The organism is Pirellulales bacterium (assembly GCA_035533075.1).
In the GTDB taxonomy this organism is placed as follows: domain Bacteria; phylum Planctomycetota; class Planctomycetia; order Pirellulales; family JAICIG01; genus DASSFG01.
In genome coordinates this window covers 14,164-27,051 of sequence record DATLUO010000252.1, presented here as the reverse complement: position 1 = coordinate 27,051, position 12,888 = coordinate 14,164, and the positions used below count along the sequence as shown (strand labels likewise).

Here is a 12,888-nt window from a genome sequence, read left to right as displayed (position 1 = left end):
CAGCGAGCTTGCGAGCGCCGGCCCACCGATAGCGACGTCGTTTACGGTGGGCCGGCGCTCGCAAGCTCGCTGGTCCCACCCTACCACTTCTGCCTTCAAGTTCCGCCAGTCGAAACCCCGCACGAACGCCCGTTCCGCTCGCCACGACCGCCGCGGCGGACGCTGCGACGGGCCATGGCGCCAGCGCCGCACGACGGCCTGAAAGACGGCCCTGGTAAACAAGAACCTCCGCTCGCCGGCAGCAAACGGCGCTCGCAACCAATCCCACGCCAGCCTAACTGGTAACGATGCCCAATGCCGAGCAACGTGCCACGGATGCCGCAGGTTCTTCCAATGAAACAGCAGGGTGTTCCGCACCGCCAACGCTTGCGACCTCGCCGCGCCCAGCTCCTGCCGGAAGGTCGCCTCGCCTTTGTGATACGCCAGGGCTTCGGGCACATACCTCGCGTGATAGCCGGCCAGGTAGCCGCGGTAAGCGAAGTCGAGATCTTCCAACCGGCCCGGCAAATAGAGCGGGTCGAAGCCGCCCAAGTCCAGAAAAGTCTGTCGATCGACCGCCATCACCGCGCCCGCTGACGCCGTCAGGCACGGACGGTGCATCACACGCTCGTGGCCCAGATAATCGGAGACGGCCTGAATGAGGCCCCATCGCCAGCGGAGGGCGCTTTGCAGCCCTTCGTAGGTTTGCCCGTCGAAAAGCCGGCAGAGCGGCGCGGCCATAAAACACCGTCCGCCGGCGCCGGGCCCTTCGGCCAGCAGCGGCTCAACCAAGGGGTCGATGGCCAAAGCCGACAGCTTGATGTCGTTATTCAGCAAGACGACCACCGGGCTATCGAGCTTGGCGAGCACGTCGTTGTAGGAGCAGAGTCCGTGGTTGGCACAGTGGAACAGCTCGATATCGGGATATTCGCTGCCGAGCAGTTCCAGCGAGTCATCCGTGGAGCTGTTATCGACGACCGCGACGCGGCAAGGATGGCGTGAATCGTCGGCGGCGCGGACCACCGACGGAAGGCACTCTTCGAGCAAATGCCGTCCGTTGAAATTGAGCACAACGAGGTGAATGGCCGTCATAGCGCCGCCGAGGACTCCTCCGTGAGTGGGCAGAGGCTGGAAAATATGGCGATTTACGCGTTCTGGTCAAGAGCAACGTCCGTCTTGACTCAGCTTTGGCATCGCGTAGACTCAATTGAGGCAAAATGCCCTATTCTGCGGGAATGGCGGAATTGGCAGACGCACCAGCTTGAGGGGCTGGCGGTAGCAATACCATGCAGGTTCAAGTCCTGTTTCCCGCACTCGGTAGCCCGCTTGCTCCGCAAGCGGAAGAGCGTTTGCGCGCCAATTGATGCTATGGTCCGGAAGGGACGCCCAACGCGGATGAACGGTCATTCCTCTTGCGGAGCAGGCGGGCTACGACGCCGCCAGCTCCACGACCACTTTCCGGCTCAACTCCAGCACCGTCGCGCGATCGATGCGGCCGGGCAAAAGCTGCGTGACGTTCTGAGCCGCCGCCGCGATGCCGAGCTTCAGGCTGTCGAGCGGCCCGCGACCCTCGGCCAGGCCCCAGGCCAGGCCCGCCGCCAGACAATCGCCGCAGCCGATCGGGTTGACGACTTTATCCATCACCAACGGCTGCAAGCGAAAGACGCCTTCGGCCGAGCTGGCCCACACCGGCCGCTTGCCATCGGTGATCATCGCCCACTGGGCGCCGAGCGTATTGAGTTGGCGCATCGCGTCCACGAGCGCCGCGTCGTCGTCGAGCGGCAGGCCGAGCGTCTTGCCGAGCTCTTCGCGGTTCGGTTTCACAGCGAAAGGATTGAGCGGAAGCGCCTCCAGCAATTCAGGACCTCGCACATCGAGCACCGTCTTGCACGCGGTACGCTCCAGCAGATCGCGATAGAAGCTCGTGGGTGTGCCTGCCGGCAGCGAGCCGGTCATCACGACCGCGTCGGCCGCGACCACCTCGGCCGCATACTCTTCGGCAACTCGATCGAGCACGCTGGCGGCAAGTGGCCGGGCATTTTCGACCAACTCGGTCACCGTGCCGCTGGACGAATCGATCAGCGTCGTGCAAACACGCGTCGGTTCATCGCAGACAATCAGCTTCGACTCAACGCCCAGCTCCCGCAACTCCGCCTCCACGTGGTCATGCACGTTGCGGCCGACCGGGCTGACGAGCCGGCAAGCAACTCCGAGCTGCGACAAAGAGATGCCGACGTTGAACACCTTGCCCGACGAGCACCACCGCGCTTCGGCCGCCCGGTTGACTTCGCCGATGCGCAGGCTTTCAAACCGCAGTATTTGCTGCCAGGCGGGAGAGAGGCCAACGGAGACAATCATCGTCTTGAACTCCAGCCGCCCTCAATGGCACAATTCGCGGACACGACGATGGTCCGATGCTCGCAGAAGGCGAGACCGCCGTAACGAGCGCCGAAAATCTCTTGAAGGGCGTGAACGGAGGGGAGAACGAATATGAGAACTCGGCCACGCAACCGACAGCCGCACCACTCGGTTAGTTCAGTCAGACACGACTCTGCTTTGCGCGCAATCCTGGCCGCCTCTTTGGCGTCGATCGAGGCGGGATCGTACCGAATGACGAGGCGGCCGACGATCATCGAGTGATAGTGAAAAACGGTTTTGTGCCAGCGCCATGCTTGTCGCCATGTGGTCGACGCCGGCTCGCGAAAGATGCGTGCCACCCATACCGTCACGACGACGGTGGCCAGCGCCTTGGACCAACCAACCAAAGGCGCCGCTGCCAAGATCGCGAGCGCGATCAAAAGGACCGAAACAACGGCTGATAAGCGCCGATGCCGCCGAATGAAGTTCATGACACTATTCCGTCGCACCGTTCTTCTCCAACGGATCGAGGTCGATGTGCAGGACGAACCCGATCCAGATTGGACAGTCCGAGCCAAGAACCGTATTGGATGGCAGACATCGGTTTGGTGATTCGCTCCTTACCTCGACGGGGGCCGAGTGCAGTATAGCCGAGCGCCGCGCGAAAATCGCCGGGTTGGCCGATTCTGCAACGCCGGTTGTTGCGACGAATGTTGGAAAGACGGAGTTCGCCGCGGCACGATGTCGTCCTTTCGCCACAAAGCCGCCGCGTCTATAATGCCCTCAAACAGCCTCTCTTGCGAGGAAACTATCATGCAGGTGTTCATCAGTCACGCCAGTTCCGATCGCGATCTGGCCGATCGGTTGTCTGGGAAACTCCGCGAGGCGGGTATCGACGTTTGGGATCCTTCGTCCATCTTTCCCGGCGACAATTGGGCCTTGGAAACCGGCAACGCCTTGGCACAATCGGAAGTGATGGTCGTGCTCTATACGAAAAATGCACGCGAGATCGCGACGCTGAGCCAGGATGTGCAGTACGCATTGACGCAGGGCAACTATCGAGGGCGAGTGATTCCTGTTTTTATTGGACTCTCGACGGTCGAAGCGGGGAAAGATGTTCCGTGGATTCTGCTCCGTCTGAATCCAATCTGGCTTGAGGGCGATTCGCCCGATCTGGTTCCCGTCGTCGCTCGGGTCCGAGCGGAAATTGAGAGCGGCTGTAATGCCTCCGCTTGAGGTCTTTCTTTCTCACGCCAGCGCGGATCATGACATGGCCGAACGCCTGGCGACGCTGTTGCGCGGGCACGGCATTCCGACATTCTACAGCCCGTCGAACTTGCTGGGTGCCCAGCAGTGGCAAGACGAAATCCTTAAGGCTCTTCAGCGATGTGACTGGTTTGTGGTGTTGCTCTCGCCTGATGCTATTGAGTCGATGTGGGTGCGACGCGAAACCGCTCTTGCTCTTCGTGACAAGCGATTCGAGGACAAGATCATCCCGGTCCGCTACCGCCCCTGCGATCTTGGCAGGCTTGGTTGGCTAGAAATCTTCCAGATGGTGGATTTTCAAGGCGACTTCGATCAAGGCTGCCGCAACCTCCTTCGAATCTGGGGAATCGGACTGAAATCCCATCGATAGCGTTTCGGACAGACATCCGCGATGTTTGGTCGAGATAGGCCACTCAAGTGGATGGCGCCGGGTAGCATCAACGCATCGACAACCCATACTCCGGGTTTCCCGCGTCGTCCGTCCCGCATGTCAGGCGAAACCGGCGGTCAAAGACACCCGATTTGATCCAACCACCTTGTTTGCGCGCGGCCGCATATCCGCCGGCTGCGTGTCGCAGAATCGTAAATGCCAGGCGGTCGGTTCTGGCGTCAACGAGCCAATACTCCGTAATCCCGGCCCGCCAGTAAAGATCGCGGAGCGTTTCCGTGTCCTTCTCGACCGAGCTGGCGCTTACCACCTCGAGCACCATGTCGGGCGAACCAGCCAGCTCGAGATAGCCTTCCTTCTCGCCTTCAACAAGACGCACGCGACCCGACTTGAGGCTCTGACGAGACACGAAGGTTCCGTCTGGCTGAGAAGCCAGATTTGCCAGGTCGTTCGTCACGTAAAGTCCATCGGGAAAGTAACGGCCAAGTCGCTCCGCCTTCACCAAACCGCCGATCACCAGGTTGAATTCCTGCTTGACCTGGTTATGGGTGAAGATCTGTTCCTTGCTCATATCCACCCATACCTGCCCGCTCAGGTAGCAGATGCGTGCCGCCTCAGGGAACTCGTCGGAGCGCATCCAATGACGGAAATCAGCCAGATTGCCGATTCCGTCGGGAATGTGTACCGCGTCGTCGTAGACAACAATCATGCTCATAGAAAGCTGCCGCGTTCAGAATAACAGCCGCCGCCCGAACGAATCGGACGGCGGCTGTGAAATAAACGTCGCTATCGGTGGACCGGGCTCGCCAAAGCGAGCTTGCCCCACCCTACGAATCGGTCTCGGCACCGTCGCCGGCGACGGCGCCCACGGGCGTCTCCAACTCGCCGCCCACCGAGCCCTCGAAGATGAGCTGCTTCGTCTCGCCCACCTTCTTCACGTCGACCGTGATCGTGTCTTTGCCTTCGAACTCGCCCTTGAGCAGTTCTTCGGAAAGCGGATCCTCGACAAAATTCTCGATCGCCCGACGCAGCGGACGAGCGCCGAAATCGGTGTCGGAACCCTTCTTGATCAGGAACTTCTTGGCCTCGTCGGTGAGCAGCAGCTTCAAGCCACGCTCCGCCAAACGGCCGCGGACCTTGCTCAACTCCAGGTCGATCACCTCCTTCAAGTCGTTGACCGTCAGGTGGTGGAACACGATCACGTCGTCCAAGCGGTTGAGGAACTCGGGCCGGAAGTGACGCTCGATCTGCTCCTTGACGCGAGTTTTCATGCTCTCGTAGTTGGCGTTGTCTTCCGGCTTCTGGAAGCCGAACGCCGACTCGTTCTTGATCGCCTCCGCGCCGGCATTGGTCGTCATGATCAAGATCGTGTTGCGGAAGTCGACGTTGCGGCCAAAGCTGTCGGTCAGCCGTCCTTCTTCCATCACTTGCAAGAGCATGTTGAACACGTCGGGGTGGGCCTTCTCGATTTCGTCCAAGAGCACCACGGCGTAGGGCCGGCGGCGAATCTTCTCGGTGAGCTGCCCGCCCTCCTCGAAGCCGACGTAGCCCGGCGGAGCGCCGATCAAGCGGCTGACGTTGTGCTTCTCCATGTACTCGCTCATGTCGATCTGGATCAGCGCGTCGGCGTCGCCGAACATGAACTCGGCCAGCGCCTTGGCCAGCAGCGTTTTGCCCACGCCGGTCGGCCCGGCGAAGATGAAGCAGCCGCTGGGCCGCTTGGGATCTTTCAGACCGCTGCGGCTGCGGCGAACCGCCTTGGCGATCTGCTTGATCGCCTCGTGCTGGCTGATGACGCGCTTGTGCAACTCGCCCTCCATCTCCATCAGCCGCTTCGAGTCTTCGGTGCTCATCCGCGTGAGCGGAATGCCCGTCATCTTCGAGACGACCTCGGCGATCACCTCGTCGTCGACCACGCCGTCGGCCTCGCGCGAACGCTCGCGCCAGTCGCGGGTGATGGAAAGCTTTTTCTTCTTCAGCTTGTCGGCCTGATCGCGCAGGGCGGCGGCCTTCTCGAAGTCCTGATTGGCGACCGCCTCTTCCTTCTCCTTGTTGAGGTGCTCGACTTCTTCGTCGATTTCCTTCAAGTCGGGCGGACGGGTCATGGCCTTCAGACGCACACGGGCACCCGCTTCGTCGATGACGTCGATCGCCTTGTCGGGCAAGCAACGGCCGGTGATATAACGGCTCGACAGCTCGACGGCCGATTCCAACGCCTTGTCGGTGATCTGCACGCGATGGTGCGATTCATAGCGGTCGCGCAGACCCTTGAGAATCTCCACGGTTTCCGGCTTGGTCGAAGGCTCGACCATCACGAGCTGGAAGCGGCGATCGAGGGCGCTGTCTTTCTCGATGTACTTGCGGTACTCGTCGAGCGTCGTGGCGCCGATGCACTGGATTTCGCCGCGGGCCAGGGCCGGCTTGAGCACGTTCGAGGCGTCGATGGCCCCTTCCGCGCCGCCGGCGCCGACCAGCGTGTGCAGCTCGTCGATAAACAGAATCGTGTTCTTCGCGCGGCGGACCTCGTTCATGACCGCCTTGATGCGTTCCTCGAACTGGCCACGGTACTTCGTGCCGGCCACCATCATCGCCAGATCGAGCACCACAATCCGCCGATCGGACAACAGCTCGGGAATGTCGCCATCCACCACGCGCTGGGCAAAACCTTCGACGATGGCCGTCTTGCCGACACCCGCCTCGCCCAACAGCACCGGGTTGTTCTTGGTGCGCCGGCAGAGAATCTGGATGGCGCGTTCGATTTCTTTTTCGCGGCCGATCACCGGGTCGAGTTTCCCTTGACGGGCCAACTCGGTCAGGTCGCGGCCGAAGCTGTCGAGTGCGGGCGTCTTCGACTTGCTCGATTTGCCCCCGCCCTCGCTGGCCCCGCTGCCGCCGCCTCCGCCCGCCGGGCTGCGTTCTCCCCCTTCGCCGCTTTCCATACCGTGTCCTAACAAGTTCAAGACCTCTTCGCGTACCTCTTCCAGTTTCAGCCCCAGGTTCATCAGCACCTGGGCCGCCACACCCTCTTGCTCTCGCAGCAGGCCGAGCAGAATGTGCTCGGTGCCCACGTAGTTGTGATTCAGGTTGCGGGCCTCTTCCATCGAATACTCGATCACCTTCTTGGCCCGCGGCGTTTGCGGCAGCTTGCCCATGGTGACCATGTCGGGGCCGCTCTGCACCAGCTTTTCGACCTCCAAGCGAATCTTGCGCAGGTCGACGTCGAGGTTCTTCAGCACGTTGGCCGCCACCCCGCTGCCTTCCTTGATTAGGCCCAAGAGCACGTGTTCGGTGCCGATGTATTCGTGGTTGAACCGCTGGGCCTCTTGATTGGCCAACTGCATAACCTTACGGGCGCGGTCAGTAAATCGTTCGTACATTCCAGGTCTCTCCGTTATGGTTCAGGACGGCCTGGGAAGGCCATCCTCCGTTACGCCGCCCCCAGCATTGCGGGCGGCATCGCCACTTGGTCTCCCACTTCCATCTCGTCGCCGACTTCGACGACCGCTTGCTCTTCGGCATCGGTCAGTCGCTGCTCCTCATCAGTAATTTCGAATTCCCATCCTGCGGCGGCCTCCAGCCGTTTGAGCGTGTGCAACTGCTCGCGTGCTTCGGGCCAACGCCGGGTACGCCGCAATAACGTTGCCAACAGCAGCCGAGCTTGGATGTCGCCCGGCACGCGCCGCAGCAGGCTCTTGCAAGCGGTCTCCGCCTCGTACCAGTTCCCCTTTAAGTATTCCCCCAAAGCCCGCGGAAACAAGTCCTCCTCGCGCGGACGCTGGAAAGACGTCTTTTGCTCGCTCGACCAACGCCAGCCGGTCATGACGGAAATGCCCCACAGCACGGCCACCGCGGTCCAGCCGGCAAAACGAAAGGCATGTTCCACCCATTCCGTCCACAGCAAGCTTGTCAGTAATAATAGGTCGAGCAACAGGGCAAAGCCGATGGCCAGCGCCAGGCCCGACCACGCCCCCGACAGCCAGAGTTGGGGCAGTCCGGGCCAAAGACAGAGAATCAACCGAACGTGTGTGGCTCGCTCAACGGGCATGGGATCCGCTCCTTCGTCACCCAGGGTGCCTCCGCCGCGCAGCACGCAAAATCATTGTATGTCGCGCGCCCGGGCCGGCAACGGCCCGCGGTGGATTACCGATTTTAGCCCTCACGCGGGCCGCAAGCAAGGCAAGTAACGGCGCCGCTTTGAGTTGCGCTGAAAATGACGTAAAGCTTCGCCGAACCCGTTCCCATTTTTACACTAACCCGAAGCGCAAGCGAGGTTTTGCCGCCTTTTCACGTTCCTCGCTGGCGCTTCGGGTTGGTGTACGGGGCCCGCGTACCGAGTTCGGCGAAGCTTTACAAAATGACGGTTATCGCGGCTCCATCTCAAATACGTAAATACTGTGCCCCAGAATGGCTTTCGGGCGAATCTGGCGAAAGGCCCGGTAGCCGTCGGGATCGTCCGGCCAATAGTTCAGGTCGCCGTTGACGACGTACATCACCCCCCAAAGCAAGTTGGCGCTGATCGCCACGTGTCGGTTGATGGGCTTCTCGCCTGCCCGCAACGTTCGGTGGCGGATGCCGTAGACCGCCGGCGGAACGCGGCCGAAGTGGGCCAAGTCGATCTCTTCGATCTGCTCCTTTTCCATGTACCGCCGCAAGGCAATCAGGTCCTGGCCCCAATCGAGATTGGAATCGAGCAGCCAACGATGACCGTTGTTCGGGCCGCCGCTGAGCCAGTTGAAATACGGGAGATAATGCGGCCAACTCGTCAGAGTAATGGCGATGAGGCAAGCTGCGGAAGCAGTAACGGTGTAACGCAGCCAGGTTCGCCGGATGGCCGTGCCGCTCAACAGGCGGCCGATCCACACCGCCATCATCGGCTCCAAAAACAACACGTACCGCACCCCGATGTTTTTGTGCCGTGAAAGCGAAAAGAACAGCAGCAAAAAGGCGGCGGTAGCGATCATGGGCAGCTCGCGCCGCGTCGGCCACCCGCCGTAAAGCCACGCTAGGCCGCACAGCAACAACACCGGCACGGGCGTTTTCACCAGCAGGGCCACGAGGTAATAGGAATAAAACCCCGTGTCGTTGAATTCGCCCATCAGGTAGGCGGTATAGCCCGACTCGGCGAGTTGCGCGTCGATGCCTTGAAAAAAGTATCGGGGCAGCGGCACGGGCAGCCAGCCGGGAAAGACGTCGGCCAGCGCCCGCATCTGCCGGCTTTCGAATTGGAACTGTCCCAGCGGCGCGAACGTGCCGCCGAACAGATAGCCGGCGTTGATGACGAGTATCCCGGCAACCAACGAAACGGCCATGAGCGCCCAGACGCGGTGCTTTGGCGGGCGACCGACTCCCGCGTCTCGCGATCCTATGCGATCGACGAGCGATTGGCCGGCGAGCAGCGCGGGAAAGAGGAGGAACAGCAGCAGGCCCGTAAGCTTGCACAAGGCCGCCGTGCCGAGGCACAGGCCGAGCACTCCGCTGATGCCCCAAGTCGGCCGGCTCAGCCAATGGTCGAATGTCCACAAGCAGCCAATCATGGCCGCGGCCAGGTAGATGTCCGGCGTAATCAGCCGGCCGTGGGCCAGCAAATTCGGCGAGAAGCAGGCGACGAGCATCGCCAACAGCCCGCTCGGCGGACCATACAGACTGCGCGCGTAACCATACGTCAGGCCACAGGTGACGAGCAGCACAGCGACCGAAACCAGCCGTCCGGGCAAAAAGTAGTCGTGATAGCGGCCGGAGGGGACGAGTTGCCCGGATCGCGGATCTCGCTCAAGAGCGTTGTCGATGACGAACTGTCTGCCGCACTGCCACGAGCTGGTGTAATCGCGCATCGGAGACACATCCAGTCGTGCGTCGGTGGCCAACAGCGGCAGTGCCGGCAGCAGGCTGGGCACGAGCGGCACGGCGGTCGCAAGGTGCAAGTCGCCGGTTTTCAGCATCGCCAAGCCATGCGGCAGCGCCTGGTATTCATCGACCGTCACCGACTTCTGCGCCGCGGAACCGGCGGCCAGCGAGAACGTCGTCAGCAGCAAGAGCGAGACGACCGTCTTCTCACGCCGATAGTGCATGCAAACTGCTCTCGAAATCCGTCGCCCCGGCGGTTAGTCTTTGGTCATATCTCAAACCTAACGATACGGTCTGCCGCATGCAAACTTTGGCTGACAAGCGAGTGTTGATTACCGGCGCGGGCCACGGGCTGGGCCGCGAGCTGGCGCTGGCCTTTGCGGCGGCCGGTGCGAAGCTGATTGTCACCGACCTTATGGCCGAACGGATGGCGGAAACGCTCTCGCTGGTCGGCGGGGCGGACGGCCGGGCGGCCGGTTACGCGCTCGACGTCACCGACAACGCCATGATTGGCGACGTGCGCGACCGCGTGCATCGCGAACAGGGTCCCATCGACGTGCTGGTGAACAACGCGGGCGTGGCCTTCGGCGGGACGTTTCTCGACGTGCCCCTGGAAAAGCACCACGCCACCTATCACGTGAACCTGCTGGGCCAGGTGGCGATGGCGCACACCTTCTTGCCCGACCTGATCGCCCGTGCGGAAGGGCATCTGGTACACGTGGCCAGCGCATCGGGGTTGATTGCCTTGCCCTACGCCACGACCTACGCATCGAGCAAATGGGGCGTGCTCGGCTTTTCGGAGTCGATACGCGAAGAGTTGCGGCTGCTGGGCCATCGCCACGTGGCGGTCACGGCGGTTTGTCCCAGCTACATCGACACGGGCATGGCGGCCGGCGTGCGCGTGCCGCTCTTGTCGCGGATGCTCAAGGCGGACGAGGTGGCGCGGCTCGTCGTGCGCGCAGTGAGAAAGCGGCAGGAACTGGTGCTCACACCGTGGCTGGTGAAGATCACGCCGTTCAGCCGAGGCGTATTGCCGCCCTCTTGGTTTCGTCGCACCTGCGACTGGCTGGGCATCACCGGCAGCATGTCGACCTGGCACGGGCACAATCCGCCGTCGGGTGAGGGACGCGGGGAGTGAGGAAGAGAACTCACGGCAGTACGGCGAGCGTACGTCATTCCTCGTCGCGGATTTCACGGATGAGGTCGACCGCAATCTCGATTGTGCCGTGCTGCCGGCGAATTTCCTCGGTAATTCTGTCGCCCTCTTCCCGGATTCGTCGATAGACCTCGGGATCAAGCGGTTTGCCGTGCAGAACGCGCTCCATGAGCGCTTCGGTATCTGCGTCGAGGATCGGCTTCGCTTCAGTGCTCATAATGAAATTGTCGAGCGCGGCAAGGCCGGCGTCAATTGGCAAAACCGGTCGATTTGCGATCGCGGCGCTGGGACATCAACTTGTCGCAATCACGCCGTTTTGGCCACACGAAAGCTGACAGACGAGTAGTCGTAATGATCGGGGGCGTAGTAATTTCGCTCGTTTTCTGTAAGCGGCGGTGATCTCTCGAATGCAGCTAAGTACGGGCCGTGGCACGCGAGAAACGTGCCGTCAGGTCCAACATCGCCGGTCCAGCATTCGCCGCCCCACATATGACGGTGGCCGTCACGCGCCGTTGACAAGAAAAACGCGTACACTTCTGCTTCCGAGGGCAATCGCATCCGCGCCCATTCGCAGTAAGCGAGGGCGTCATGGTGAGTGACGCCAAAGGCCGGCACCTTCGGGCTGCGCCCATAGTTGATTCTCAACCAACCCATCAGAGCGCCGTCGCCCTTAATGCGATCTCGCGTTGGGCGATAGCCCGTTTCACGCATGAATTGTTCGAATTGGCCAACCGACACCTGATGCAGCGAAATGTCAACGTCGCCGATCGTGACGGGATTGCCGCGAAGCATCACCTCGCCTCGCGGAACACGCACCCATTTAAATCCTGAGCGAACGGTCGGCCCTTCGATCGGAAAGCCAAGCCGTAAGTGATCGACGTCGGGAAACGACCGCTCGACCGCCCCGGTAAGCTCCTGCAGCCACTCCGGCGGAATGAGCTCGGCGTGCGTTTCGACAGCGGTGGCGCCGTCGATATTTGCCCCGCAGTAGTCTTTCACGAAGGGTTGTGGCTCCGTTCCAGCTCCTCTTGCGGCAAGCCGGCGCTTTTCTTTTTCGCCAAACCAATCGTCGATAAAGGCGACCAACACCTCACGCCTTCCATCGGCGACTGGGTCCTTGAAAATGAACCGCATCCGCAGCGGCTCCCAGTCGACCATGTCTTCTTCAATGATTCGCATGCCCTTATCCTTTCGGGCCGCGTCGATGGGCCGCTTGAAGTCGCCTGACGAAGCTGGCATGCGGCCGGCTTGCGAGGCCCTGCTGGAGAACTTCCATCAGCCGATTTGAATCGCGGCGCAGAAGGGCCTCGATATCGACCCAAAAGCCGGGGAATACGCGCGAACGGCTGATCCCCTCACGATTCGGCCGGATTTCGTCGCGGGGAAAGCGAAACCACCGGATCTCCTGTTCCTCCACCAGCAGGACTAAATACTCGATCACCCCGCTGCGCTGGTAGTCTTCGTGCTTCGTGTGCATGGCCAAGGCACGGCGGCTGTGGGCGACTTCGACGACCAACTCCGGAGCGCCTTCCAAATAGTCATCGGCCGTGGTCCGCGACTGCCCGCCGTATTCCGGAAGGATGCGCATGGCGAGGTCGGGCTGCGGCTCACTATGCTCACCGAGTATGGCAGTGGCGTTATGCATCACTTCAATGCCCGGCGTTCGCAAGCGATAGGTTTCCAGCAGGAGACCGATCTCGCCGTCATAGCGGGAGTGCTTGAGTTTCAACGGCGATGCCATGTAAACGATGCCTCCGACAAGCTCCCACTTTTCGCCGTTGCGACAAGCTTCGTAGCGCCGGTGGAATTCCGGCTGCGACATGCGCTCGCCGTTGACGAACAGCCGGACGCCTTTTTTGGGATGCGCTAGGATGCTCATAGATCGTTTCCTCGTAAC

The 12,888-nt window shown here is 61.5% G+C and carries 13 protein-coding genes and 1 tRNA gene; 4 read left to right on the top strand and 10 right to left on the bottom strand.

Features of this window, described 5'->3' with window-relative positions; translation table 11 throughout:
• Positions 1-1,071, bottom strand: a 1,071-nt coding sequence (locus VNH11_31415) for a glycosyltransferase (protein ID HVA50893.1), incomplete at its 3' end; no start/stop codon positions are given.
• Between the two features lie 137 nt (positions 1,072-1,208).
• On the opposite strand from VNH11_31415, the gene VNH11_31410 reads away from it, so the two are divergent.
• Positions 1,209-1,292, top strand: a tRNA-Leu gene (locus VNH11_31410).
• Positions 1,293-1,407: 115 nt separating this feature from the next.
• Here the strand turns inward: VNH11_31410 and VNH11_31405 are convergent.
• Both VNH11_31405 and VNH11_31400 read right to left on the bottom strand, forming a co-directional pair.
• Positions 1,408-2,337, bottom strand: a complete 930-nt coding sequence (locus VNH11_31405; GenBank protein ID HVA50892.1) for a PfkB family carbohydrate kinase — start codon at positions 2,335-2,337, stop codon at positions 1,408-1,410.
• Positions 2,334-2,828 carry a hypothetical protein gene (locus VNH11_31400; GenBank protein HVA50891.1) on the bottom strand — a complete coding sequence of 165 codons (495 nt, stop codon included), beginning with the start codon at positions 2,826-2,828 and terminating at the stop codon, positions 2,334-2,336. The genes VNH11_31405 and VNH11_31400 overlap by 4 nt, the downstream gene beginning before the upstream one ends.
• A 322-nt stretch (positions 2,829-3,150) precedes the next feature.
• On the opposite strand from VNH11_31400, the gene VNH11_31395 reads away from it, so the two are divergent.
• Positions 3,151-3,573 (top strand): toll/interleukin-1 receptor domain-containing protein, encoded by a 423-nt coding sequence (locus VNH11_31395; protein HVA50890.1) that lies wholly within the window; start codon positions 3,151-3,153, stop codon positions 3,571-3,573.
• On the top strand, positions 3,560-3,973 hold the full coding sequence (locus VNH11_31390) for a toll/interleukin-1 receptor domain-containing protein (protein ID HVA50889.1): 414 nt from the start codon (positions 3,560-3,562) through the stop codon (positions 3,971-3,973). The genes VNH11_31395 and VNH11_31390 overlap by 14 nt, the downstream gene beginning before the upstream one ends.
• 67 nt (positions 3,974-4,040) lie before the next feature.
• Here the strand turns inward: VNH11_31390 and VNH11_31385 are convergent, their stop codons facing one another.
• From VNH11_31385 to VNH11_31370, 4 genes are all read right to left on the bottom strand, one after another.
• Complete coding sequence (locus VNH11_31385; GenBank protein HVA50888.1) at positions 4,041-4,700, bottom strand: Uma2 family endonuclease; 660 nt, start codon at positions 4,698-4,700, stop codon at positions 4,041-4,043.
• Positions 4,701-4,818: 118 nt separating this feature from the next.
• The gene (locus tag VNH11_31380; GenBank protein HVA50887.1) at positions 4,819-7,368 is read right to left on the bottom strand and encodes an ATP-dependent Clp protease ATP-binding subunit; all 2,550 of its coding nucleotides are present in this window, start codon (positions 7,366-7,368) and stop codon (positions 4,819-4,821) included.
• A 50-nt stretch (positions 7,369-7,418) separates the two neighbouring features.
• Entirely contained in the window at positions 7,419-8,036 is a 618-nt protein-coding gene (locus tag VNH11_31375) for a hypothetical protein (GenBank protein ID HVA50886.1), read from the bottom strand.
• Positions 8,037-8,352: 316 nt separating this feature from the next.
• Complete coding sequence (locus VNH11_31370) at positions 8,353-10,059, bottom strand: glycosyltransferase family 39 protein (protein ID HVA50885.1); 1,707 nt, start codon at positions 10,057-10,059, stop codon at positions 8,353-8,355.
• Positions 10,060-10,136: 77 nt separating this feature from the next.
• On the opposite strand from VNH11_31370, the gene VNH11_31365 reads away from it, so the two are divergent.
• Positions 10,137-10,973: an SDR family NAD(P)-dependent oxidoreductase gene (locus VNH11_31365; protein HVA50884.1), complete on the top strand. Its 837-nt coding sequence runs from the start codon at positions 10,137-10,139 to the stop codon at positions 10,971-10,973.
• Positions 10,974-11,007: 34 nt separating this feature from the next.
• Here the strand turns inward: VNH11_31365 and VNH11_31360 are convergent, their stop codons facing one another.
• The 3 genes from VNH11_31360 to VNH11_31350 are packed head-to-tail and all read right to left on the bottom strand — an operon-like array spanning position 11,008 to position 12,870.
• Entirely contained in the window at positions 11,008-11,250 is a 243-nt protein-coding gene (locus tag VNH11_31360; protein ID HVA50883.1) for a hypothetical protein, read from the bottom strand.
• Positions 11,251-11,297: 47 nt separating this feature from the next.
• A complete protein-coding gene (locus VNH11_31355; GenBank protein ID HVA50882.1) occupies positions 11,298-12,149 on the bottom strand; it encodes an SUMF1/EgtB/PvdO family nonheme iron enzyme in 852 nt (283 codons plus the stop codon).
• Between the two features lie 25 nt (positions 12,150-12,174).
• Positions 12,175-12,870, bottom strand: coding sequence for a Uma2 family endonuclease (locus VNH11_31350; GenBank protein ID HVA50881.1), 696 nt, complete (start codon positions 12,868-12,870; stop codon positions 12,175-12,177).
• Positions 12,871-12,888: the final 18 nt, after the last annotated feature.